General features: G+C 72.4%; 20 protein-coding genes. 12 read left to right on the forward strand and 8 right to left on the reverse strand.

Annotated elements, in window-relative coordinates; translation table 11 throughout:
• Window positions 1-2,679: a LuxR C-terminal-related transcriptional regulator gene (locus tag IW249_RS15000; RefSeq protein WP_196921328.1), complete on the reverse strand. Its 2,679-nt coding sequence runs from the start codon at window positions 2,677-2,679 to the stop codon at window positions 1-3.
• A 194-nt stretch (window positions 2,680-2,873) separates the two neighbouring features.
• Here IW249_RS15000 and IW249_RS15005 point away from each other — a divergent pair, with 194 nt between their 5' ends.
• The 11 genes from IW249_RS15005 (at window position 2,874) to rdgB (ending at window position 12,120) form a co-directional block, all read left to right on the forward strand.
• Window positions 2,874-4,424, forward strand: a complete 1,551-nt coding sequence (locus IW249_RS15005; protein ID WP_196921329.1) for a P-loop NTPase family protein — start codon at window positions 2,874-2,876, stop codon at window positions 4,422-4,424.
• Window positions 4,425-4,572: 148 nt separating this feature from the next.
• Window positions 4,573-4,863: an ATP-dependent Clp protease adapter ClpS gene (clpS, locus tag IW249_RS15010; RefSeq protein WP_030331276.1), complete on the forward strand. Its 291-nt coding sequence runs from the start codon at window positions 4,573-4,575 to the stop codon at window positions 4,861-4,863.
• Complete coding sequence (locus IW249_RS15015; RefSeq protein WP_196921330.1) at window positions 4,860-5,360, forward strand: DUF2017 domain-containing protein; 501 nt, start codon at window positions 4,860-4,862, stop codon at window positions 5,358-5,360. The genes clpS and IW249_RS15015 overlap by 4 nt, the downstream gene beginning before the upstream one ends.
• Before the next feature lie 52 nt (window positions 5,361-5,412).
• A complete protein-coding gene (locus tag IW249_RS15020) occupies window positions 5,413-5,901 on the forward strand; it encodes a M67 family metallopeptidase (RefSeq protein ID WP_196921331.1) in 489 nt (162 codons plus the stop codon).
• Between the two features lie 66 nt (window positions 5,902-5,967).
• On the forward strand, window positions 5,968-6,351 hold the full coding sequence (locus IW249_RS15025) for a MoaD/ThiS family protein (protein ID WP_196921332.1): 384 nt from the start codon (window positions 5,968-5,970) through the stop codon (window positions 6,349-6,351).
• 11 nt (window positions 6,352-6,362) lie between these two features.
• Window positions 6,363-7,328 carry a PLP-dependent cysteine synthase family protein gene (locus IW249_RS15030; RefSeq protein WP_196921333.1) on the forward strand — a complete coding sequence of 322 codons (966 nt, stop codon included), beginning with the start codon at window positions 6,363-6,365 and terminating at the stop codon, window positions 7,326-7,328.
• Window positions 7,329-7,552: 224 nt separating this feature from the next.
• Window positions 7,553-8,296: an MBL fold metallo-hydrolase gene (locus IW249_RS15035; protein ID WP_196921334.1), complete on the forward strand. Its 744-nt coding sequence runs from the start codon at window positions 7,553-7,555 to the stop codon at window positions 8,294-8,296.
• A gap of 110 nt (window positions 8,297-8,406) precedes the next feature.
• Window positions 8,407-9,549 (forward strand): glycosyltransferase family 4 protein, encoded by a 1,143-nt coding sequence (locus IW249_RS15040; protein ID WP_196921335.1) that lies wholly within the window; start codon window positions 8,407-8,409, stop codon window positions 9,547-9,549.
• Entirely contained in the window at window positions 9,546-10,715 is a 1,170-nt protein-coding gene (locus IW249_RS15045) for a glycosyltransferase (RefSeq protein WP_307788597.1), read from the forward strand. Before IW249_RS15040 ends, IW249_RS15045 begins: the two co-directional genes overlap by 4 nt.
• Before the next feature lie 9 nt (window positions 10,716-10,724).
• Window positions 10,725-11,450: a ribonuclease PH gene (gene rph / locus IW249_RS15050; protein ID WP_196921336.1), complete on the forward strand. Its 726-nt coding sequence runs from the start codon at window positions 10,725-10,727 to the stop codon at window positions 11,448-11,450.
• A gap of 52 nt (window positions 11,451-11,502) precedes the next feature.
• Window positions 11,503-12,120, forward strand: coding sequence for an RdgB/HAM1 family non-canonical purine NTP pyrophosphatase (gene rdgB / locus IW249_RS15055; RefSeq protein ID WP_196921337.1), 618 nt, complete (start codon window positions 11,503-11,505; stop codon window positions 12,118-12,120).
• A 63-nt stretch (window positions 12,121-12,183) separates the two neighbouring features.
• Here the strand turns inward: rdgB and hutH are convergent, their stop codons facing one another.
• The 6 genes from hutH to IW249_RS15085 are packed head-to-tail and all read right to left on the reverse strand — an operon-like array spanning window position 12,184 to window position 19,981.
• The gene (gene hutH, locus IW249_RS15060; RefSeq protein WP_196921338.1) at window positions 12,184-13,722 is read right to left on the reverse strand and encodes a histidine ammonia-lyase; all 1,539 of its coding nucleotides are present in this window, start codon (window positions 13,720-13,722) and stop codon (window positions 12,184-12,186) included.
• On the reverse strand, window positions 13,719-14,903 hold the full coding sequence (gene hutI, locus IW249_RS15065; protein WP_196921339.1) for an imidazolonepropionase: 1,185 nt from the start codon (window positions 14,901-14,903) through the stop codon (window positions 13,719-13,721). Before hutI ends, hutH begins: the two co-directional genes overlap by 4 nt.
• Entirely contained in the window at window positions 14,900-16,267 is a 1,368-nt protein-coding gene (locus IW249_RS15070; RefSeq protein ID WP_196921340.1) for a formimidoylglutamate deiminase, read from the reverse strand. The genes hutI and IW249_RS15070 overlap by 4 nt, the downstream gene beginning before the upstream one ends.
• Window positions 16,258-17,460, reverse strand: a complete 1,203-nt coding sequence (locus IW249_RS15075) for an allantoate amidohydrolase (RefSeq protein WP_196921341.1) — start codon at window positions 17,458-17,460, stop codon at window positions 16,258-16,260. The genes IW249_RS15070 and IW249_RS15075 overlap by 10 nt, the downstream gene beginning before the upstream one ends.
• A complete protein-coding gene (gene hutU / locus IW249_RS15080) occupies window positions 17,457-19,112 on the reverse strand; it encodes a urocanate hydratase (protein ID WP_196921342.1) in 1,656 nt (551 codons plus the stop codon). Before hutU ends, IW249_RS15075 begins: the two co-directional genes overlap by 4 nt.
• A 17-nt stretch (window positions 19,113-19,129) precedes the next feature.
• Window positions 19,130-19,981, reverse strand: a complete 852-nt coding sequence (locus IW249_RS15085) for a MurR/RpiR family transcriptional regulator (RefSeq protein WP_196921343.1) — start codon at window positions 19,979-19,981, stop codon at window positions 19,130-19,132.
• A 129-nt stretch (window positions 19,982-20,110) separates the two neighbouring features.
• Between IW249_RS15085 and IW249_RS15090 the strand changes: the two genes are divergently transcribed.
• Window positions 20,111-21,481 (forward strand): hypothetical protein, encoded by a 1,371-nt coding sequence (locus IW249_RS15090; RefSeq protein ID WP_196921344.1) that lies wholly within the window; start codon window positions 20,111-20,113, stop codon window positions 21,479-21,481.
• A gap of 20 nt (window positions 21,482-21,501) precedes the next feature.
• Here the strand turns inward: IW249_RS15090 and IW249_RS15095 are convergent, their stop codons facing one another.
• Window positions 21,502-22,749: an acyltransferase family protein gene (locus IW249_RS15095; protein WP_196921345.1), complete on the reverse strand. Its 1,248-nt coding sequence runs from the start codon at window positions 22,747-22,749 to the stop codon at window positions 21,502-21,504.
• Window positions 22,750-22,964: the final 215 nt, after the last annotated feature.

The raw sequence follows: 22,964 nt of genomic DNA on the forward strand, positions 1-22,964 counted from the left end.
TCAGCTCGTGTCGCCGCCGTCGTGGCCCGGGATCGAGCGTAACGCCGCCCACAGCTCGGCCCGACCGGTGACGCCGAGCTTGGCGTAGATCCGTTGGAGGTGGTTTTCCACAGTGCGCGCCGAGAGGTAGAGCCGTTCGGCGATGGCCCGACTGGGGGCGCCGTGCGCGGCGAGGCGTGCCACCTGCCACTCCCGCTCGGTGAGCACGGGCGCGCCGGCCTGGAGCGCCGCCGTCCGGATCAGGTCACAGCGGCCGAGCAACCCGGCGAGGCGCTCCCGGGCGTCGTTGGCCGCGGCCGAGTGCTGCCTGCGCAACCGCTGGACGGCCTGGGAGGTGGCCTCGGCGGCGTACACGGTCAACTCCAGGGCCGCGTAGTCGTCGGCGACCGCGAGCAGGTCGGTGGGGGAGTCGGTGACCGCGGCGCGGGCGTGCCGGGCCAGCAGCGGCGGGAGCACCCCGTCGACCCGCTCGGAGAGTTCGGCGAGGCGCTGCGCGACGGTGCGCCGGCCGCCATCGGAGCAGGTGGGCCCGACCGCCATGCCAGCCTGGTCCAGTCGGACGAGGTCGTGCAGGACGTGCACCTCGTGCCCGGCGAAGCCGTCCGAACGCAGCCGGTCCACCAGGTCGCCGAGGTGTTTGACAGCGCCCGGCAGGTCTCCCGTCGCGGCGAGCGTCGCGCCCCGAGCCTGCTCCAGCCACGGGTAGAGCACCGCCATGCCCGGCGCGTGGGTGCGGTCGGCTTCGGCCATCGCCGCAACCGCCTGCGCGGCGTCACCCCGCAGCGCCGCGGACTGGGCGCGTTCGGCCTGGGCCAGACCGGCGTAGACCCGACTCGTGGCCAGCACCGCGCAGGCGCCCAGGGACGCCCGCATGGCCGAGTCGCTCTGCCCGCGCAGCCGGGCCGCGTACGCCTGGAGGATGGCCAGGTAGCCGGTGCCGAGGCGGAAGTCGCCGGCGCCGGCGAGGTCGGCGAACTCGTCGGCCACGATCGCGTCGATCCCGGCCAGGTCGCCGGTGAGCATGAGCCGGGTGCCCCGGGCCAGCTCCAGGGCCAACTGGAGGTACGGCATGTCGGTGCGCCAACTGGCCGCGGCCGAGTGCACCTGGGCGATCGCCGTACCGCTGCGGGTCAGCTCGCCCTGCGCGGCCTGGACGTACGCGATGGTGGAGCGGGCCAGCTCGCGGGCGGCGACGCCGGCCGCCGGCCGGTCCAACACCTGTCGGCTGAGCTGCAGCGCGGTGGCCGTGTCCAGTCGGTGCAGGCGCATGATCGCCTCGAAGGCGTGCACCCGGGACCGGTCGGCGGAGTCGCTGAGCTGCTCGACCCGGCTCGCGATCTCCTCCACAGTGGACTCCCGGCTCAACCCCCAGTAACTGACCATCCCGCGAACGGTCAGCCAGCGGCAGAGCCGCCGCTCGTCGCCGGGCTCGGGCGTCACCGCGTCGAGGACCTCGATCGCCTCTTCGGGCCGGTCGGCGAACATCAGGATGGTGGCCAGCAGCTCCGCCGCGTCGTAGCCGCCGTCGGCGTTCAGCGCGGCCCGCGCCAGCCGGGTCGCCAGCGGTACGTCGTAGCGGGTGAACGCCTGCACCGCGGCGTCCAGCAGCAGGGCCGGATCCTGTGCCGTGCCCGAGTCGAGTCGCCAGACGGCAACCCGCAGCAGGTCGTCACGGCGGCGTTTGCCGACCTGCTCAAGCAGCTCGGCGAGGTGTGCCTGGAGTCGGCGGGTGCGGCTCACCGGACAGCGCCGGCGCATCACCTCGCCGTAGAGCGGGTGCGCCAGCCGGACGTTTGTGCGCCGGTCGTGTTGGACCACGGAGATCAGCCCGCGTTCCTCGGCGGTCTCCACGTCCGACTGCTCGGCGGCCTGCCTCAGGAGGTGCAGGCCCAGCGGTTCGCCGAACGCGACCAGCTCGACGACAGCGCGGACGCCGTCGGTGAGCTTGCCGACCCGGGTGTCGATGAGGTCGGTCAGGTTGGGCGCCAGCTCCAGTCGTCCGGTCCACTTCCAGATCCCGTACGTGCGCTTCAACTCCGCGCTGCCGCTGGCGGCGTGCACCAACTCGCGCAGCAGCAGCGGGTTGCCGGCCGACAGACGGCCGAGCCGGTCGGCGGAGCCGGCGTCGACCGGGCCGCCCAGGATCGCCGCCAGCAGATCGGAGGTCTGCTCCTGCGGCATCGGGGTCAGCTCGACGTGTTCGACCAGGTCGTCGGTCCAGAGTGCGCGGATCGGCAGCGGGATCTGCTCGCCGTCGCGCAGGGTGCCGACCACTGTGGCGTTCTCGGCGCGGGCAACCAGGTGCACGAGCGCGGCCGAGGGTGGATCGAGGAGGTGGGCGTCGTCGATGGCGAGCACGATCCGGCGGCCAGCCGCCTGCTGTTGCAGCAGGTTGAGCGCCCAGCGCAGGATCCCGGCGGGGGAGAGGCCCTGGGGTTGTTCGGCGGGCAGGACCTGGACCAGCCCGCCGAACGGCAGCGCGGCGGTGGTGGCGCTGGCGGCGATGGACCAGATCGCGAACCGGTCGGTGGGCAACCCACCGACGCCCTCGCGCAGCAACCGACTCTTGCCGATGCCAGCGCTGCCGCTGAAGAAGAGCCCGCGGCCGGCCTCACCGGTCACCGCCTCCAACAGGCGGTTGAGCTCATCCGTGCGGCCGACGAACTCCCATCGACTCATTCGCGCAGCATATCGACCGGAATCCGTCCGCGCCCGCACCGTCACCGTGCGAAGTTGAGTAACCGCACAATTACCGGTGAGTATTTGAGGTGTCCCGCCCGGTCGCCAGCCCGCCCGTAGTCTTCCGACATCCGGGTTTGCGTTCCGGAACTTTCGCGACCGGACCCACGGTCACCTGCAACGGGAGGCACCTGATGAAGCAGGGCCCTCTCCCCTCGGTCGACTCGCCGGACGACATGACCGGCCCAACCGACCTACCCACCTGCGGCCCCCTCCCCAGCCGGGTCGGCGTGTCCGGCGCCGCCCCGGACGAGCCGCTCGGTGTGGTCGCCGTCGGTCCGGCCGGTGCCGAACGGCGGGCCGTGCTCGCCACAGTGCTCGGGCTCGACCCGGTCATGCTCACCGTGCCGGCCGGCAGTTGGTTGGTGGTGCGCGACGCCAAGGTGCCCACCCGGGCTGCGTTCGTGCCGGGCTACCGCCAGCCGCACTCGTACGGCGCGGACCGGGATGCCGCCGGTCCGGCGTTGGCCCGCCCGCCTCGACGTGTCGAGTTGAGCGTGCCCGAGCCGCTGCTGCGGCACTTCACCCTGATCGACGTACCGGACACCGCCACCCTCGGCGTGTCCGGCACCCGGGTGCTGCTCGAAGCGGTGGGCAGAGCCGGCGCGCTGCTCTTCGTGATCGCCGCCGACCAGGCTTTCACCGCCGCCGAGTTGAACCTGCTCGCCGAAGTCGCTCCGACCTCGGTGGAGGTCGTCTTCGCGGTCACCCCGGGTGCGGCAGGTTGGGCTCCGCTGGGCGACGGCACGGCGACTACGGAGGGCGCGGGGGCGTCCGTCCCGCCGGTCGGGGGTGCGGAGACCGAGGTGGATGCGGTCGCGGTGACGGTGGAGGCACATCGGGCGGTGCTCCTGGCTGCGGTGCCGGCGCTGGCCGGCGCGCGGTGGTTTCCGGTCGACGACGCCGACACCGCCGCCGACCTGCGGCGGGCGCTGGTGGGCTGGGCGTCGCGTGAGGGGTTGCAGCGGGCGAGCGTCGACCCACCGGTCCTGCCGGGTCAGCACTGTCGCGTCGCTGTGGCCGCCGACCCGGGTGACTGGTCCGAACGGCTCGACCGCCACGCCCGCTCGTGTGCTCAGCGGATCCGCCAGCACCTCGCCCTGGAGTTGGCGAACATCCACCTGCGGGCCGTTCAGGAGATCGTGTTCGGAGTCGGCTGTGCCGGCCTACCGGATCTCCTCGACCGGGAGATGGCGGCGTTGTCGCTGTTGGCGACCGCGCAGTGCGACCAGGCGGTGCGCGGCATCGTGACCGACGTCGCGTCCCAGGTGCTCGGCGTGCCGCCGACCGAAGGCGTGCGACGCCGGATCACCCGGGCCGTGCAGTACGGACTTTCCGATCATCGGCCCGGCCAGGAATTGGACAAGGTGCTGTTGATCACCAGTACGGCCGGCGTGGCCGAGCTGACCGGCTCGGAGGCGATCGACGCCGCCGCCAGCTATCCGACGGCGTCCCGTGACGAGGTGCTCCCGCCGGTCGCTGTGGCACTCTCCGGCGGGTGCTGGCAGCAGTGGCGTACGCCCGGCAACGCCGACCACAGCGCGGCGCGGTCCTGGTCCCAACGGGCGGTGCGCGAGGTCGAGTTGGGGTTGTCCAGGGAGATCTCCCGACGGTTCGAGGTGATCCGCCTCTCGCTGGGCGTGGTGCTCTCCGATGCAGTCGATCACGGCATTCTGCTCGCCTGACGGCGCGCCCACCGGTGCGTCCGGGTCCGGGCCGGACCCCGCCTCCGAGGGCGTCCGGGGCGGGTCGGGAGTGCCCGGGGTGGGTGATCCGCGCCGGGCCGGCGTTCCGGTTCCTCGGTTCCGGGAAACCGGTGGCACGATGGGGGGCATGGCAGCTCCGCAGGTTGTACCGGTCGAGACGCCGGACACTGACGAGGTGCCGGCGTCCGACCGGCAGTGGGTGACGATCGTGTGGGACGACCCGGTCAATCTGATGACGTACGTGACCTGGGTCTTCCAGAAGCTTTTCGGCTACAGCCGGGAGAGGGCCGAACAGCTGATGCTGGACGTGCACCACAAGGGTCGCGCCGTGGTCTCCACCGGTGCCCGCGAGCGGATGGAGCACGACGCGTCGCAGCTGCACGCGTACGGGCTGTGGGCGACGGTGGACAGATCATGAGCATGTTCCATCGCCAGGCGGGTCGCTACGTCGCCGTCTTCGCCGTTGACGAGGTGCGGGTGCTGCGCAAGGTCGCCTCCGAGGTGGTGGGTCTGCTCACCGATGGCTTCGACCACACCGACCCGGTCGTCGGTCGGCTCTTTCCGGCGGTCTACCCGCAGGACGCTCCGGGCACCGCCGAGTTCCGCCGCTACACCGAGGGTGACCTGAAGACCGCGAAGATCGATCAGGCGGGGGCGATCCTGGCCGCGTTGCCGGACGACGCCGGTGGCGAGGTGCGGTTGGACGCCGAGGCCGCCGAGGCGTGGTTGCGGGCGCTCAACGACGCCCGGCTCGCGATGGGCGTCCGCCTGGAGATCAAGGACGGCACGGATCTGGGCGAGGAGCTGGACGACGCGGTCGCCGAGGACCCGGGTTCCAGCCGGGTGTTCCAGCTTTCGGTCTACGCCTATCTCGGGTATCTACAGGAGTCGCTGCTCAACGCCTTGATCGACTAGGGGTGACCGGCACCACTTCGGCCCGTGCCCGGCAGGCGTTAGGCTGGTGCACGTGCTGAGCATCGACCGGTCGATCATCGACGCGATCGTCGCCCACGCGCGCCGGGATCACCCCGACGAGGCGTGCGGCGTGGTCGCCGGTCCCGTCGGCAGCGACACCCCGACCCGGCACATCCCGATGGACAATGCCGCGCGGTCGATGACCTTCTACGAGTTCGACTCGATGGAGCACCTGCGCGTGTGGCGGGAGATGGACGACCGGGACGAGGAGCCCATCGTCATCTACCACTCGCACACCGCCACCGAGGCGTACCCGTCGCGGACGGATGTCTCCTTCGCCGGTGAGCCGGGGGCGCACTACCTGCTCGTCTCGACCCGTGAGCCCGACTCGGAGGAGATCCGGTCGTTCCGGATCGTCGACGGCGTGGTCACCGAGGAGCCGGTCCAGGTCGTGGAGGCCGGCGTCGACCCGCACGCCGTCCAGTCCTACATGTTCGGGCAGAGCCCGGCGACTGTCGATTACGAGTGTTCCGGCCGCTGACCTGTCAGCGCCGCAGCCCGTTTCGTCCCGTCACCGTAGGCACACCCGATCGAGGAGTTCGACATCATGGCCATTGAGGTTCGCATCCCCACCATCCTGCGCAGCTACACCGGCGGCGCCAAGGTCGTCGACGGCACCGGCGACACGCTCGCCGATCTGCTCACCGACCTGGATTCCCGGCACGGCGGTCTGCGCGGCCGGCTGATCACCGACGCGGGCACGCTGCACCGCTTCGTCAACGTCTACGTCAACGACGAGGATGTCCGCTTCCTCGGCGCGCTGGACGCGAAGCTCTCCGACGGCGACAGCGTCACCATCCTGCCGGCTGTGGCCGGCGGCGCGTTCGGCTTCGCCGCCGCCGCGGCGATCAGCTCGCACAGCGCCGCCGCAGCGGCGATCAGTTCGCACAGCGCCGCCGCGGTGGCCCGCGACGCCGTCGCGGCTCGCTGAGGTCGGCCGCCATGGCGCGGTACGACAGCCTGCTCGACGCCTGCGGGGGTACGCCGCTGGTCGGCCTGCCCCGGCTCTCCCCGACGGTGCCCGACGGGGCTCCTCCGGTGCGGCTCTGGGCCAAGCTGGAGGACCGCAACCCGACCGGCAGCATCAAGGACCGCGCGGCGCTGTTCATGGTCCGGGCTGCGGAGGAGGCTGGCCGGCTCCGCGCGGGTGACACCATCCTCGAACCGACGAGTGGCAACACCGGCATCTCGTTGGCGATGGTGGCCAAGCTGCGCGGCTACCGGCTGGTCTGCGTGATGCCGGAGAACGTCTCCACCGAGCGGATCCAGCTGCTCCGGATGTACGGGGCCGAGATCATCTTCTCGCCGGCGGCGGGCGGTTCCAACCAGGCGGTCGCCACCGCCAAGCAGATCGCCGCCGAGCACCCCGACTGGGTGATGCTCTACCAGTACGGCAACGAGGCGAACGCGCGGGCGCACTACGAGACGACCGGGCCGGAGCTGCTGCACGACCTGCCCAGCATCACGCACTTCGTGGCCGGGCTGGGCACCACCGGCACCCTGATGGGCACCGGGCGTTACCTGCGGGAAAAGGTCGAGGGCATTCAGGTGGTGGCCGCCGAGCCGCGCTACGGCGAGTTGGTCTACGGCCTGCGCAACATCGACGAGGGGTACGTTCCGGAGCTCTACGACGCCTCGGTGCTCTCCCGGCGGTTCTCGGTCGGCACCCGGGACGCGGTGTTGCGTACCCGTCAGCTGGTGGAGGTGGAGGGCATCTTCGCCGGGTTCTCCACCGGTGCCATCCTGCATGCCGCGCTGGCGGTGGCGCACGAGGCGGTGCGCGACGGCCGGCGGGCCGATGTGGCGTTCGTGGTCTGCGACGGCGGTTGGAAGTACCTGTCCACCGGCGCGTACGGCGGCACGCTCGCCGATGCCGAGGACGCCCTGGAGGGGCAGCTCTGGGCGTGACCGATTTTGGTCTGCCGACTACGGGCCGTCGACATTCGTCGACGGCCCGTTCGCTGCCCGGCGTACCGCGAGCGGGTGTCACGTTCGTGACAACTTCCGTTGGATGATTCTTGCCGCCGGGTGCGCCAGCGTAGGCTGCGCAGCGTGGCGTACGCGTCGGTAGAGATCATGGCTGGGACCATCGCCGGCACGGGTGCTACTGATAGTGACAGCGAGACCACTCGATGCGACTGACCGTTCTGGGAAGCGCCGGCAGTTTTCCTGGCCCCGAATCCCCCTGCTCGGCCTATCTCGTCGAGGCCGACGGCTTCCGGCTCCTGGTCGACTTCGGCTCGGGGTCGCTGTCCAGCCTTCAGCGGTACGCGGGGTTGCACGCCCCGGATGCGATCCTGCTGACCCACCTGCACTGCGACCACATGTTCGACGCCGTGCTGTACGTGGTGGTGCGCCGGTGGGCCCCGGACGGCCCCTACCCGGCGCTGCCGGTGTACGCGCCCGCCGGTGCGCCGGACCGGCTCAGCGCCGCGTACGGCGAGGACAGTTCGGTGGAGGACGTGTACCAGTTCTACGCGCTTCAGCCGGGCACCTTCCCGATCGGCCCGTTCAGCGTCACCGTCGACCGGGTCAACCACCCCGTCGAGACGTACGGCGTGCGACTGGAGCACGACGGCCGTTCGCTGTGCTACTCGTCGGACACCGCGCCCTGTGAGGCGCTGCTGCGGCTGGCCCAGAACGCCGACGTGTTCCTCTGCGAGGCCAGTTACCTCGACGGCGTGGACAATCCGCCGGATCTGCACCTGACCGGTCGGGAGGCCGGTGAGGCGGCGACCAAGGCCGCTGTCGGCCGGCTGTTGCTCACCCACCTGGTGCCCGCCTGGGGCAGCGAGGCCCACACGCTGGAGTCGGCCGCCTCCGCGTACACCGGGCCGCTCGAGGTGGTCCGGCCCGGCGCCAGCTACGACGTCTGACGCGCCGAGTCCCGGTTCGCCGGGCCGGGCCGCGGTGTTGTGCCGTACTGTTCGCCGGCCGGTCAGCGGACGGTCGTCTGGCGCACCCGTGGCACCCGCACGGTGTGGGCATGCGGATCGCCATCGTGACCGAGTCGTTCCCACCGGATGTGAACGGCGTCGCGCACTCCGTGGTGCGGACGGCGGAGCACCTGCTCGACCGGGGCCATGAGCCGGTGGTCATCGCGCCCGCCCCGCCCGGTGGCCGGCAGGGCGTGGACCGGCTGCCGTACCCGGTGGTGCGCATCCCGAGCGTGCCGCTGCCCCGCTACCAGGGCTTCCGGCTGGGTGTGCCGACCAACGCCCGACTGACCGGGGCGCTGCTCTCGGCCGAGCCGGACGTGGTGCACCTGGCCAGTCCGTTCGTCCTGGGCGCCCGGGCGGCCACGCTGGCCAGCCGGAACCGGCTGCCCACGGTGGCCGTGTACCAGACCGATGTGGCGGCGTACGCCCGGGCGTACCGGGTGAGTTGGGGCGAGGCGGCGGCCTGGCGGCGGATCCGCGAGATCCACAATTCGGCGCAGCGCACCCTCGCCCCCTCCACCCGGGCCGCCGCCGACCTGATCGCCAACGGGGTGCAGCGGATCTGGCTGTGGCGGCGCGGCGTGGACGCCGTTCGCTTCGATCCGGCCAAGCGGTGCGCGGCGTTGCGGGACCAGCTGGCGCCCGGCGGTGAGCTGCTGGTCGGCTACGTCGGGCGGCTCGCCCCGGAGAAGCGGGTGGAGTTGCTGGCGGCGACGTCGCGACTGCCCGGGGTGCGGGTGGTGGTGGCCGGAGACGGCCCGACCCGCCGCCAGTTGGCCCGCGAACTGCCCGGGGTGACCTTCCTGGGCGTGCAACAGGGCGAGGATCTGGCGCGGCTCTACGCCAGCCTGGACCTGTTCGTGCACACCGGACCGCACGAGACCTTCGGCCAGACCATCCAGGAGGCGCTGGCCTCCGGGGTGCCGGTGGTGGCCCCGGCCAGCGGCGGCCCGGTCGACCTGGTCGACCAGGGCGTGACCGGACTGCTGGTGGCACCGAACGACGGCGACGCGCTCGCCGCGGCGGTGGCCGAGCTGACCGGTGACGCCGATCGGCGGCGGGCCTACGGGCTGGCCGCCCGGGTCGCGGTCAGTCGCCGCAGCTGGGCGGCGGTCGGCGACGAGCTGATCGGGCACTACCACGCGGTACGCGCCGTCGCCGCCACCGCCGGCCTGCCGGCCGCCTCGTGACCGGGGCCGCCGGAGGGCTGCGGATCGCGCGGCTCGCCAACTTCGTCACGGAACGCTCCGGCGGCCTGCGTACCGCGCTGCGGCACCTCGGTGCCGGTTACCGGGCGGCCGGGCACGATCCGGTGCTGGTGATACCCGGTCAGCGGGCCGCCGACGAGACGTACCCGTGGGGGCGGGTGGTCACAGTGCCCGGACCGCGGCTGCCGGGCAGCGGTGGCTACCGGCTGCTCGCCGGCCGACGCCGGTTGGCCCGGCTCCTCAGCGACCTGGCACCGGACCGGTTGGAGGTCTCCGACCGGTCGTCGCTGCGCTGGACCGGCCGGTGGGCGCGGGCGCACGGGGTGCCGTCGGTGATGGTGTCGCACGAGTCGCTGACCGGGCTGCTCGGCCAGTGGGGTGTGCCGGACCCGCTGCGCCGCCCGACCGCCGACCGGCTGAACCGGGCGACCAGCCGGGCGTACGACCGGATCGTCTGCACGACCCGGTGGGCTGCCGAGGAGTTCGACCGGATCGGCGCCGGCAACGTGGACCTGGTGCCTCTCGGGGTGGACCTGGACACCTTCGCCCCGCAGCGGGCCGACCCACGGGTGCGCGAGCGGTACGCCGACGCCACCGAGTTGCTGCTGGTGCACTGCGCCCGGCTGTCCCCGGAGAAGCGACCCGAGTTGGCGGTGCAGACCCTCGCCGAACTGCGCCGGGCGGGCGTACCGGCGGTGCTGGTGATGGCCGGTGACGGCCCGTTGCGCGGCGCCCTGGCCCGACGGGCTGCGGGGCTGCCGGTCACGTTCACCGGTTTCCTGCCGGACCGCGCCGCGGTGGCCGCGTTGCTGGCCAGCGCGGACGTGGTGCTGGCACCGGGCCCGGTGGAGACCTTCGGCCTCGCCGGCCTGGAGGCGCTGGCCTGCGGCACTCCGGTGGTGGTCAACGCGGCCAGCGCGCTGCCCGAGGTGGTCGGCGAGGCCGGGCTGGCGGCGTACGGCTCGGGGGTGTCGATGGCGGCGGCGGTGAGCCGCCTGGCGGCCCGCCCGGAGGCGCAGCGGCGGCGGGCCGCGCGGGCGCGGGCCGAGGAGTTCGGCTGGCCGGCGGCGGTCGCCGGGTTCCTCGGTGTGCACGGCGCGGACGCTGGTCGGGGCACCCCGGCGGAGGTGGATCGCCGCACCGCATAGGGTGCAGGCATGGTGCGACCTGACGGGCGAGGGCCCTCTCAACTTCGACCGGTGACCCTGACCCGTGGCTGGAGCACCCATCCGGAGGGCTCGGTGCTCGTCGAGTTCGGCGGCACGCGGGTGCTCTGCACGGCGAGCGTCACCGAGGGGGTGCCCCGCTGGCGCAAGGGCTCCGGGCTCGGCTGGGTGACCGCCGAGTACGCGATGCTGCCGCGGGCCACCAACACCCGCTCCGACCGGGAGAGCGTCAAGGGTCGGGTCGGTGGCCGTACCCACGAGATCTCCCGGCTGATCGGCCGCAGCCTGCGGGCCAGCATCGACCTCAAGGCGCTCGGCGAGAACTCGATAGTGCTCGACTGCGACGTGCTCCAGGCCGACGGCGGCACCCGCACGGCCGCGATCACCGGCGCGTACGTCGCGTTGCACGACGCGGTGGGCTGGCTCGCCGCCCGGAAGTCGTTGGCCGGCAAGCCGGAGAAGGTGATGCACCGCTCGGTGTCCGCGGTCAGCGTGGGGATCATCGCCGGGGAGGCCCGGCTCGACCTCTGCTACGAGGAGGACGTCGCCGCCGAGGTGGACATGAACGTGGTGTGCACCGGGGAGGGAGACTTCGTCGAGGTGCAGGGCACCGGCGAGGCGGGCGTGTTCGCCCGCGACCAGCTCGACGCCCTGCTCGACCTGGCCGTCGCCGGCTGCGCCGAGTTGGCCGAAGCCCAGCGGAAGGCTCTCGCGTGAGCGCGAGGAGTGAGCTTGCGAGCCCCGCAGTCGCGAACAGAGGTGACTCAGCATGAACAAGGTCCTACTCGCCACCCGTAACCGCAAGAAGCTGGTCGAGCTGCAGCGGATCCTGGACGGCGCCCTCGGCGCGCACCGGATCGCCCTGCTCGGCCTGGACGACGTCGAGCAGTACGCGGAGCTGCCGGAGACCGGCCTGACCTTCGGCGAGAACGCGCTGATCAAGGCGCGGGAGGGTTGCCGGCAGAGCGGGCTGCCCACCATCGCCGACGACTCGGGGCTCGCGGTGGACGCGCTCAACGGGATGCCGGGGGTGTTCAGCGCCCGCTGGTCCGGCCGGCACGGCGACGACCGGGCCAACCTTCAGCTGGTGCTGGACCAGATCGCCGACGTGCCGGACGAGCAGCGGGCCGCCTCGTTCGTCTGCACTGTGGCGTTGGTGCTGCCCGGCGGCAAGGAGCACCTCGTCGACGGCCGGCAGTCCGGGCGGGTGCTGCGCGCGCCGCGCGGCGACGGCGGGTTCGGCTACGACCCGATCTTCCTGGGCGACGGACAGGACCGGACCAACGCCGAGCTGACCCCGGCGGAGAAGGACGCCATCAGCCACCGGGGCAAGGCGCTGCGCGAGCTGGCCAAGCTTGTCGCGAAGGTTCTGCCGCCCGCCGCCTGACGGGCGGGAGGTGCTGCCGCCCGCCGCCTGACCCGCGGTGGACGACAGCGACCCGACGGGAGATCAGCCCAGCGGGCCGACCTCCCGTTCGATGGCGGCGCGCAACTCCGGCCCGGCGACCACGGCACGGGCTGCCTCCATCACCGGGGCGAGGAACACGTCCGGGCCGGGCTCGCCGGCTGCCGCACCGAGTGCGGCGACGGCCGCCCGGCCGGCCGGGGACGGCTCCAGCGGGGCGCGCAACTGCAAGCCGCGTACGCCGGCGAGCAGCTCCACAGCGAGCAGGCTGGTCAGGTTGTCCAGCACGGTCCGCAGCTTCTTGGCCGCCGCCCAGCCCATCGAGACGTGGTCCTCCTGCATGCCGCTGGTGGGCAGCGAGTCCACCGAGGCGGGGGCGGCCAGCCGACGGTTCTCGGCGACGATCCCGGCCGCCGTGTACTGGGCGATCATCAGCCCGGAGTTGACCCCGGCGTCGGGGGAGAGGAACGCCGGCAGCTCCCGGGAGCGGGTGACGTCGAGCAGCCGGTCCACCCGCCGCTCGGCGATCGCGCCCACCTCGGCGGCGGCGATGGCCAGGAAGTCCGCGGCGAAGCCGAGCGGCGCGCCGTGGAAGTTACCTGTCGACTCGACCCGGCCGTCCGGCAGCACCACCGGGTTGTCCACAACGGACACCAGCTCCCGGGCCGCGACGGTGCGGACGAAGTCCAGTGTGTCGCGGGCCGCGCCGGCCACCTGCGGGGCACACCGCATCGAGTACGCGTCCTGCACGGCGTGCGCCAGGTCGTCGCGGTGCGAGTCCATCACCCGGGAGTCCTGCAACAACAGGTGGATGTTCGCCGCCGACGCCGCCTGACCGGGGTGCGGGCGGATCGCGTGCAGCTCGGGCAGGAACGGCCGCTCCGAGCCGAGCATCGCCTCGATGGCCAGCGCCGCCGTCACGTCGGCCATGGCGAACAGGTGCGCCGAATCGTGGATGGCCAGCAGCAGCATGCCGAGCATGCCGTCGGTGCCGTTGATCAGCGCCAGCCCCTCCTTGGCGGCCAGCTCGATCGGCTTGAGCCCGGCGGCGGTCAGCGCGTCGGCCGCGTCCTGCCGCTCACCGGCCGGGCCGAGCACCCAACCCTCACCCAGCAGCACCAGCGCGCAGTGCGCCAGCGGCGCCAGGTCGCCGGAGGCGCCCAGCGAGCCATGCTCCGGCACCCACGGGGTGATGTCGTGGTTGAGCAGGTCGACCAGGGCCTCCGCGACCAGCGGCCGGACCCCGGAACAGCCCAGGGCGAGGGACCGGACCCGCAGCAGCATCATGGCCCGGACCACCTCGCGCGGCATCGGGGCGCCCACCCCGGCGGCGTGCGAACGGATCAGCGCGTGTTGCAGCTCGGCCCGCCGGTCCGGGGCGATGAAGGTGTTGGCCAACGCGCCGAACCCGGTGGAGACCCCGTAGACGGGACGGCCCGACGACTCGATGCCGTCCACGATGGCCCGGCTGGTCGCCATCGCGTCGATGGTGGCCGGGGCGAGGACGACCGTGGCGGTTCCGCGGGCCACCGCGAGCACGTCGTCGGCGGTGATCCCGGTGGGCTGGATGGTCACGTTCGTCATTGCGGTACTCCGTTGCGTATTACCTGGCGGATCAGGGGGACACCGGGCCGGTAGGCCAGGTGCAGGTGTGACGGCGCGTCGAGGACGACGAGGTCGGCCCGCGCGCCGGGGGTGAGGACACCGATGTCGTCGCGGCGCAGCGCCCGCGCGCCACCGGCGGTGGCGGCCCAGACCGCCTCCGCCGGGGTCATCCGCATCTCGCGGACCGCCAGGGCCACGCAGAACGGCATCGACGAGGTGTACGACGAGCCGGGGTTGCAGTCCGTCGCCAGCGCCACTGTGACCCCGGCGTCGAGCAGCCGGCGGGCGTCCGGGTACGACGAGCGGGTGGAGAACTCCGCGCCGGGCAGCAGGGTCGCCACCGTGCGGGTGCCCGACCCGTCGCTGTGGGCCGTGTCGGCCAGTGCGGCCACGTCGGCGTCGCTCAAATGGGTGCAGTGGTCGACGCTGGCCGCGTCCAACTCCACGCCCAGCTGCACCCCGGGGCCGGGGCCGAGCTGGTTGGCGTGCAGTCGTACGCCCAGCCCGGCGGCCTGACCGCAGGCCAGGATGGCGCGGGCGTGGTCCACGTCGAAGGCGCCCCGCTCGCAGAACACGTCGATCCACTTCGCGTACGGAGCGGCGGCGGCCAGCATCGGCCCGCAGACCAGTCCGACGTAGTCGTCCGGGCGGTCGGCGTACTCGGCGGGCACCACGTGCGCGCCCAGGAAGGTGGTCTCGGTGCTGGTCTCGGCGGCGATCCGCAGCGAGCGGGCCTCGTCGGCGACGGTCAGGCCGTACCCACTCTTGATCTCCATGGTCGTGGTGCCCTGGCGCAGCGCCTCCCCGCGCAGTCGGCGCACGGTGACCCGAAGCTCGTCGTCGGTGGCGGCCCGGGTAGCGCCGACAGTGGTCCGGATGCCTCCGCCGGTGTAGGGCTGACCGGCCATCCGAGCGGCGAACTCGGCGGCCCGGTCCCCGGCGAAGACCAGGTGGGCGTGGCTGTCCACGAAACCGGGCAGCACGGCGGCCCCACCGGCGTCGACGTGGTGGTCGGCGGCCGGCGCGTACGCGGACGGCCCGACCCACACCACCCGGCCCTCCTCGACCAGTACGGCGGCGTTGCGGCGGATGCCGAGCGGGCCCTCGCCGGCACCGTTGGTGACCAGCTCCCCGATGTTGTCGACCAGCAGGCTGCTCATGAGGGAATCACCGCCTCGATGGCCGCCGACAGCTCGGCCGGCACGTCGACGGTCAGGTGTCGGCCCTCGGCGACCACCACGCGGCCGTCCACCACCACCTGCTCGACGTCGGCCGCGCCGGCAGCGAAGAACGCGCCGACCGGCGGCACCCCGGCGGTGCGGGCGCTGTCCAGGCGTACCGTCACCAGGTCGGCGCGGGCCCCCACGGCGATCCTCCCGGCGTTGGCCCAGCCCAGCGCGGCGTGCCCGGCGACGCTGGCCGCGTTCAGCAGGTCGAGTGGCGCGAAGTGACCGCGCCGGCGGGTACGCAGCCGCTCGTCCAGCTCCACCGCCCGAGCCTCCTCGAACAGGTCGATCACGGCGTGGCTGTCGCTGCCGAGGCTCAGCCGGATGCCCGCGTCGGCCATCCGCCGGGCCGGGCCGATGCCGTCGGCGAGGTCCCGTTCGGTGGTCGGGCAGAGGCACACCCCGGTCCGGCTGTCACCGAGCAGCGTCAGGTCCGCGCTGGTGGGGTGGGTGGCGTGGACGGCTGTGGTGTCCGGCCCGAGCACGCCGTGCTCGGCGAGCAGCGCGGTGGGCGTGCGCCCGTGCACGGCCCGGCACTCGTCGTTCTCGGCGGGCTGCTCGGAGAGGTGCACGTGCAGCGGTGCCTGCCGGTCGCGGGCCCAGTCGGCGACAGTGCGCAACTGGTCGGCGGGGACGGCCCGCGCCGAGTGCACTGCCGCGCCCACCCGGGCGTGTGGGTCCGTCGGCTGGAACGCCGCCGCCCGTCCGGCCCAGCGGCCGGCGTCACCGTCGCCGAAGCGGCGCTGTGGACCGGCGAGGGGCCGACCGTCCACGCTGGAGGTCAGGTAGCAGGTGTCCAGCAGTGTGAGTCGGATCCCGGCGTGCGCGGCGGCCTCCACCAGCGCGGCGCCCATCGCGTTCGGGTCGTCGTACGCGCCACCGTCCGGCCGGTGGTGCAGGTAGTGGAACTCGCCCACGCAGGTGATTCCGGCGAGCGCCATCTCGGCGTAGACGGCCCGGGCCAGGGCGAGGTACGTGTCCGGGTCAAGCCGGTCCGCGACGGCGTACATCTGGTCCCGCCAGGTCCAGAAGTCGCCCCGCCCGCCGTGGGTACGCCCGCGCAGCGCCCTGTGGAAGGCGTGCGAGTGTGCGTTCGCGAGGCCGGGCAGGGTCAGGCCGGGCAGCCGGGTGGCGTCGCCCAACACCTCCACGCCGGCGGCCGGGCCGCCAGCCCCCGCCAGCGGTGTGAGTGCGGCGATCCGCCCGTCCTCAACCTCGATGAGCACGTCAGGGGTGGGTTCGGCGTGCTCGGGCAGCCAGGCGTATTCAGCGAGCCAGCGGGTCGGTGTCACCGGCATGTCAGCTCCTCCAACACCCGGGCCAGCGCTCGCACCCCGGCGGCGCAGTCGTCGTCGGTGGCCGCCTCGGCGGGGGAGTGGGAGACACCGGTCGGGTTACGCACGAAGAGCATCGCTGTGGGCAGGTACGCGGCGAGCACTCCGGCGTCGTGCCCCGCGCCGGTGGGCAGCACCGGCGCGTCGAGCAGCGTGGCCAGCCGTTTGGCCAGCCCGCCGTCGAAGGCGACCACCGGGGTGGCCGACTCCTCGGTGACGGTCACCGTCGTACCGTCGCGGCGGGACCGCTCGGCGAGCTTGCCGCGCACCGCGTCGACAAGCCCGGTCAGCGTCTCCGGGTCGGCGGCCCGGGCGTCCAGCCAGCCGGTCACCTTCGACGGGATCGCGTTTGTGGCGTTGGGTTCGACGGCGACCCGGCCCACTGTGGCGTGCGCGCCGCGCAGCCGGGCCTCCTTGTTGGCCGCCAGCACCATGAACGCGTAGGTCAGCATCGGGTCACGCCGGTCGGCCATCCGGGTGGTACCCGCGTGGTTGCCCTCGCCGACCACGTCGAAGCGCCACCGGCCGTGCGGCCAGATCGCGCTGGCCACCGCGACCGGCGCGTCCGTGTCGACGAGCGCCCGGCCCTGCTCGACGTGCAACTCGACGAAGGCGCCGAACCGGCCCAGCAGCTCCGGGCGGGCGCCCGCCGGCCGGTCGCCGAGCGCCTCGGCGAAGCTCACCCCGGCCGCGTCGCGCAGGCCGGCCGCACGGTCGGCCGACAGCGCCCCGGTGAGCAGCCGCGAACCCAGACACGGTACGCCGAAGCGCGCACCCTCCTCCTCGACGAAGGCACCCAGAACCAGCGGCCGGTCCGGGGTGACGCCGGCGGCGCGCAGCTCGTCCACGGCGAGGAACGCGCTGACGATGCCGAGCGGCCCGTCGTACGCCCCGCCGTGCGGCACCGAGTCGAAGTGGCTGCCGGTGAGCACCGCGTCGGACGCCTCCGGGTCACCCCAGTGGGCGAAGAGGTTGCCGTTGCCGTCCTCGGTGACCGGCATGGCACGGCGCTCGGCCTGCGCGCGGAACCAGGCGCGCAGCTCCCGCTCCGGCTCGGTCAACGCGTACCGCAGATACCCGCCGCTGCCGGCGTCCCGCCCGACCGGCGCGATCTCGTCCCACAGCGCCCGGAACCGGGCGGAAAGGTCGTCGCTCATACGGCACCCTCGGTCATGGGCACCCGGACCCCGGTGCGGTCGGCGACCTCGCGGGCGCTCTCGTAGCCGGCGTCGACGTGCCGGATGACGCCCATCGCCGGGTCGTTGGTGAGCACCCGCTCGATCTTCTGACCGGCGAGGGCTGTGCCGTCGGCCACGCACACCTGCCCGGCGTGGATCGACCGGCCGATGCCCACGCCACCACCGTGGTGGATGGACACCCAGGAGGCGCCGCTCGCCGTGTTCACCAGGGCGTTGAGCAGCGGCCAGTCGGCGATGGCATCGGAGCCGTCGGCCATCCCCTCGGTCTCCCGGTACGGGCTCGCGACGCTGCCGGTGTCCAGGTGGTCGCGGCCGATCACCACCGGGGCGGAGAGTTCACCGGAGGCGACCATGTCGTTGAACCGGACGCCCGCCCGGTCCCGTTCGCCCTGGCCGAGCCAGCAGATCCGGGCCGGCAGGCCCTGGAACGCGACCCGCTCACCGGCCAGCTTGATCCAACGGGCCAGCGACTCGTTCTCCGGGAACAGGTCGAGGATGGCCCGGTCGGTGGCCGCGATGTCCGCCGGGTCACCGGAGAGCGCCGCCCACCGGAACGGACCCCGACCCTCACAGAACAACGGCCGGATGTACGCGGGCACGAAGCCCGGGAAGTCGAAGGCGCGCTGGTAGCCGCCGAGCTGCGCCTCACCCCGGATCGAGTTGCCGTAGTCGAACACCTCCGCGCCGGCGTCGAGGAAGCCGACCATCGCCTCGACGTGCTTCGCCATCGACGCACGCGCCCGGTCGGTGAACTCGGCCGGCTTCGCGGCGGCGTAGTCCCGGGCCTCGGCCAGCTCCACCCCCACCGGCAGGTACGCCAGTGGGTCGTGCGCGCTGGTCTGGTCGGTCACGATGTCGATCTCGACGCCCCGGGTCAGCAGATCCGGGAAGACCTCGGCGGCGTTGCCGACCACGCCGACGCTCAGCGCCCGGCGCTCCCGCTTCGCCGCGCGGACCCGAGCGATCGCGTCGTCCAGGGAGTCGGCGACCTCATCCAGGTAGCGGTCGTGCACCCGACGGTCGAGCCGGGTGCGGTCCACGTCCACGATCAGGCACACGCCACCGTTCATGGTGACCGCGAGTGGCTGCGCCCCGCCCATTCCGCCGCAGCCGGCGGTCAGCGTCAGCGTGCCGGCCAGGGTGCCTTCGAATCTCTTGGCGGCGACTGCCGCGAACGTCTCGTAGGTGCCCTGGAGGATGCCCTGCGTTCCGATGTAGATCCACGAACCGGCGGTCATCTGTCCGTACATGGTCAGGCCGAGCTGTTCGAGGCGGCGGAACTCCGGCCACGTCGCCCAGTCGCCGACCAGGTTCGAGTTGGCCAGCAGCACCCGAGGAGCCCACTCGTGGGTGCGCATGACCCCGACCGGGCGGCCCGACTGCACCAGCATCGTCTCGTCCTCGCGCAGGTCGGTCAGCGTGCGGACCAACGCGTGGTACGACGGCCAGTCCCGCGCCGCCTTGCCGGTCCCGCCGTAGACCACCAGGTCGTCGGGGCGTTCGGCGACCTCGGGGTCGAGGTTGTTCATCAACATCCGCAGGGCGGCCTCCTGCTGCCACCCGCGGGTGGTGAGCTGGCTGCCCCGTGCGGCACGAATGGGCTGGGTCATCTCTGGTTCTCCTCCGGTCAACCGAGGAACAACTGTCGGCGGGCCGCGGAGGCTTCGAACGCCTCCAGTCGGCGCTGGGTGTCGGCCGGCGCGGCATCGCAGATCGCCTGCAACAGCACCATGGCCAGGGTCATCGGGGCGGTGTGCAGGTCGAAGACGAGCTGCGCGCCGACCGCGGCGGCGAGCACCACGTCGGCGTGCTCGGTGGCCGGGCTGACCGGCGAGTCGGTGATCGCCACCACTGTCAACCCGGCGCGGCGGGCGTCGCGCAGCGCGTCCAGGGTCTCCCGGGGGTAGCGGGGCAGCACGAATGCCAGCACGGCGGACGCGCCGGCCTCGGCGGCCTGCTCCAGACGGTCGGTGAGCAGGCTGCCGCCGTCGTCGAGGACCCGTACGTCCGGGTGCACCTTGGCCGCGAAGTAGGCGAAGTACGCGGCCAGTGGCGCGGCGGCGCGCAGGCCCAGCACCGGTAGTGGGCGACTCGCGGCGAGCAGCCGCCCGGTCTCGGCGATCCGATCCCGGTCGGCGAGCTGACCGGCCAGTCGGTCCAGGTTGTCCATTTCGGCGCGTACCGCCTGCTGGAGTTCGTTGCCAACGTCCGTCGGTCCGCCCGGCGTCGCGGTGGTCAGGTCGCGCAGGCGGCGCCGTAGCGCCGGGTAGCCGTCGTGGCCGAGCGCGACGGCGAACCGGGTGACCGACGGCTGGCTGACCCCGGCCAGTTCGGCGACCTCGGCGGCGGACAGGTAGGCAACGGTGGGGGCGTGCTGCACCAGACAGTGCGCGATCCGGCGCTGGGTGGGGGTGAGTCGCACGCCCTGGAACAGGTCGAGCACCCGGTCAGCGGGTGCCTCGACAGCTCCTTCATTCATGGGCCGACTCTATGCATGAGAACTTTCACTGGCAAGCGACCTGGGCCGTCGTCGGCGGCCCCGGGCGGGGCAGGCCGGGTTGGCCGACGGTCGGTACTATCCGCACGGCGGTTCAACGGAGGAGTGCGCATGCAGCCGGAAGGCCCCTACAGGTACACCCACGCGCTCGGCGGGTCTCCGGTGGGGAAAGCATGGGCCGCGATCGACGAGCACGGCCGTTTCGTCACCGTCGCGGTGCTCGACGCCGCCGTGGCGGCCACACCCGGCTGGCGCGAGGCGTTCGCCGGGGCCGCCGACCTGCTGGCCAAGTCGGCCGACCCGATGCCTTACACGTACGCCGACTTCTCCGCTGCCGCGCCGTGGGTGGCCTACCCGGCCGAGGCGGGCCCCGGCGCCGAGAAACTGTTCCGGGCCCTCGGTGTCGACTACATCCCCGCCCCGACGGTTGCCCCACCGACGTCCGCGCCGCCCTCGGTCTCCGCGCCGCCCTCGGTGTCGGCCCCGCCTTCGGTCTCCGCCCCGCCCTCGGTGTCGGCCCCGCCTTCGGTCTCCGCCCCGCCCTCGGTGTCCGCGCCGCCGGTTTCCGGCGGTCCGCAGGCCCCGTGGGCGGTGCAGTCCGGCCCGATCCCCGGTCAGCTGGTCTCCGCGGCCCCGCACTCCGTCTCCGGCGTACCCACCTCGCCGGGGCCGGTCACCTCGTCACCGCCGGCCGCGCACATTTCCCCGGTCAGTGGGCCGGGCCCCGACACCTTCGCGGCACCGCCGCACGACCCGTTCAGCTCGCCGACCCAACGGATCCGGCCTTCTCCGCCCCGCAAGAGCCGTACCGGGCTCTGGATCGGGATCGCCGCCCTGGTGGTGGTGCTCGTCGGTGGTGTGGGTGCCGTCGCGTGGCGCAGCTCCGGGGGGCCGTCCGACACCCCGACGGCGAGCCCCGCGCCCACCGGCGTGGCTCAGTCCGGTCCGACGGCCTCGCTGCCCACCAGCCCGCCGCAGCAGCCGGGCCTGGAGCCGCCCCGACCCGGCGACTGGCCCAGGTGGCCAGCCTTCGCTAGCGGTGAAGCGGCACGAACACTCAGCCCTGATGGTGTGGGCTTCAAGTTCGCGGTGCCAGCTGACTGGGAGTGCGCGCCCGGAGGCAGCGCCGAAGGACAGGTCGAGTACAACTGCGGCGCCTCGATCGGCGAAAACTCGGAGATCGGCGGCCAGCTGATTGTCCGTGATTGCCGAGAATGCAACGAGGAGCGGCGCACCGCCCTGCGCAAGGCGGAGGAGGCGTGGGGGCTGCAGTGGCGCGCCGCTGGGCAGTACGTCGTCCTGGTCGAAACCGTGAAGCTGAACGGCGCTGAGAGGTACGGCGTCGTTGTGGTCGCATTCTGGCGGTCGGATCCGGACGGTGCGGTCGACCGCCAACTCGTCCTGCGAATGACCGCGCCGACGGCATATATGGACACCGTTCGGCGTGTGATCAACTCTGTTCGTGACAACGCGCGCTTCTGAGGAGCCGCGGGTCGCGGTGATCAGCGGATCACGGGAGTGGGTGAGGCTGCCGGCGGACGAGCTGAACGCCCGGGGGGTGGGACCGGATCGACGGCGTCCTTTCTGGACTCCGATGCGGCACGAACCTTCTGAAAACTGTCCTTCAGGCCGTCTCGCAACGCTCGGCTCAGCGGACGTTCCACGAAACGGTGCACGACGTAGGCCAGTAACAGTGCTCCGCCGACGACGACGCCCAGAAGCAGCCACGGGGGCACATCGTCGCGCAGATGACGGATGACGGTGCGCCCGTTGGCCGAGTGGATCAGATAGAGCGGGTAGGTGAGAGCGCCGATGGTCGCCAACCCTCGCCATTGGAGCCGTGCGAACCAACCGAGCGCGATGCCGATCATCAGGAGATAGAAGAAGGCCACCAGGGCCAGCGACACTTTCCACGACATCGGCAGACCGGCCTTCACGAACGGGGCGACCCGTGCGTCCAACATGACGGCATTGATCGCGAAGGAGAAGCCGACAATGCACCAGAGTAGGAGACTCTGCCCGAACCGGTGGATGAGGTAGAGCGCCATTCCCGCGACGAAGTACGACGCGAATCGTGGCTCGACCACCAACGTCAGAAACCTGAAGTCGGAGCTGTGCGCGATGAGCGCGAGCGTGGTCCAGATCATGCAGAACATGAGGACTCGGCGGTACGTGACGCCGAAGGCGACCACGATCAGGAACAGCAGATAGAACTTCAGTTCGATCAGCAGCGTCCAGTACGGCTCGTCGAGGTTGTTCAACTGCAGCAGGTTCTGCGTCATGGTGAGGTTGCCGATGACCTGCCGCAGGTCGGGCGCCTTCTCCCCGGGGTGTGGCCACAGCACGAGGACTGACGCGGTCAGGACGACCGCGAACAGATATGCCGGCATCAGTCGGGTGACCCGTGAGGTGAAGAAGTCACTCAGGGACCGGCCCCACGAACTCATGCAGATCACGAAGCCGCTGATCATGAAGAAGAGTTCCACCCCCAGCCACCCGTAACTGGCGGCCTGCCGCAGTGGGGCGCCGAACAAATTTGCAGTGTCGGCTGCCCAGGACTCCCTGGCATCGGCGAACAGCAGGTGGTATGCGACGACCGCCATCGCGGCGAGGAAACGCAGCAGGTCCAGCACATAGAGCCGCGGTGTACGCGAAGTGGCCGGCGCGGGCGGCCGATCGAGCGCCGCTTGGATCGGCAACTCGACGGTCTGGTCCTTGAGCGTCGAGCGGTCCGCGTGCGTGAGGTTCATGTCAACGCCCTGGCGAGAGAGGTGATCGGGGGAACGTAGGATACGTACCGGCCCTCGACGACCCGGAACGGGACGCGCTTCAGGACACTTCGGATGCCACGTCTGCCGCCGGCGATAGAGGCGGGCCTGACTCCGCGGTCACCAGAGGAAGAAGACCGCCAACTCAGCTTACCGAGACCCTCGATGACTATGTGGTCCTGTACCCGGGACGAGGG

The sequence above is a fragment of the Micromonospora vinacea genome (assembly GCF_015751785.1).
GTDB lineage: Bacteria > Actinomycetota > Actinomycetes > Mycobacteriales > Micromonosporaceae > Micromonospora > Micromonospora vinacea.

Coding starts and splice junctions, on each gene's coding strand:
- IW249_RS15000 (WP_196921328.1), bottom strand. CDS start 2,679: ATGAGTCGATGGGAGTTCGTCGGCCGCACGGATGAGCTCAACCGCCTG.
- IW249_RS15005 (WP_196921329.1), top strand. CDS start 2,874: ATGAAGCAGGGCCCTCTCCCCTCGGTCGACTCGCCGGACGACATGACC.
- clpS (WP_030331276.1), top strand. CDS start 4,573: ATGGCAGCTCCGCAGGTTGTACCGGTCGAGACGCCGGACACTGACGAG.
- IW249_RS15015 (WP_196921330.1), top strand. CDS start 4,860: ATGAGCATGTTCCATCGCCAGGCGGGTCGCTACGTCGCCGTCTTCGCC.
- IW249_RS15025 (WP_196921332.1), top strand. CDS start 5,968: ATGGCCATTGAGGTTCGCATCCCCACCATCCTGCGCAGCTACACCGGC.
- IW249_RS15030 (WP_196921333.1), top strand. CDS start 6,363: ATGGCGCGGTACGACAGCCTGCTCGACGCCTGCGGGGGTACGCCGCTG.
- IW249_RS15035 (WP_196921334.1), top strand. CDS start 7,553: ATGCGACTGACCGTTCTGGGAAGCGCCGGCAGTTTTCCTGGCCCCGAA.
- IW249_RS15040 (WP_196921335.1), top strand. CDS start 8,407: ATGCGGATCGCCATCGTGACCGAGTCGTTCCCACCGGATGTGAACGGC.
- rph (WP_196921336.1), top strand. CDS start 10,725: ATGGTGCGACCTGACGGGCGAGGGCCCTCTCAACTTCGACCGGTGACC.
- rdgB (WP_196921337.1), top strand. CDS start 11,503: ATGAACAAGGTCCTACTCGCCACCCGTAACCGCAAGAAGCTGGTCGAG.
- hutH (WP_196921338.1), bottom strand. CDS start 13,722: ATGACGAACGTGACCATCCAGCCCACCGGGATCACCGCCGACGACGTG.
- hutI (WP_196921339.1), bottom strand. CDS start 14,903: ATGAGCAGCCTGCTGGTCGACAACATCGGGGAGCTGGTCACCAACGGT.
- IW249_RS15070 (WP_196921340.1), bottom strand. CDS start 16,267: ATGCCGGTGACACCGACCCGCTGGCTCGCTGAATACGCCTGGCTGCCC.
- IW249_RS15075 (WP_196921341.1), bottom strand. CDS start 17,460: ATGAGCGACGACCTTTCCGCCCGGTTCCGGGCGCTGTGGGACGAGATC.
- hutU (WP_196921342.1), bottom strand. CDS start 19,112: ATGACCCAGCCCATTCGTGCCGCACGGGGCAGCCAGCTCACCACCCGC.
- IW249_RS15085 (WP_196921343.1), bottom strand. CDS start 19,981: ATGAATGAAGGAGCTGTCGAGGCACCCGCTGACCGGGTGCTCGACCTG.
- IW249_RS15090 (WP_196921344.1), top strand. CDS start 20,111: ATGCAGCCGGAAGGCCCCTACAGGTACACCCACGCGCTCGGCGGGTCT.
- IW249_RS15095 (WP_196921345.1), bottom strand. CDS start 22,749: ATGAACCTCACGCACGCGGACCGCTCGACGCTCAAGGACCAGACCGTC.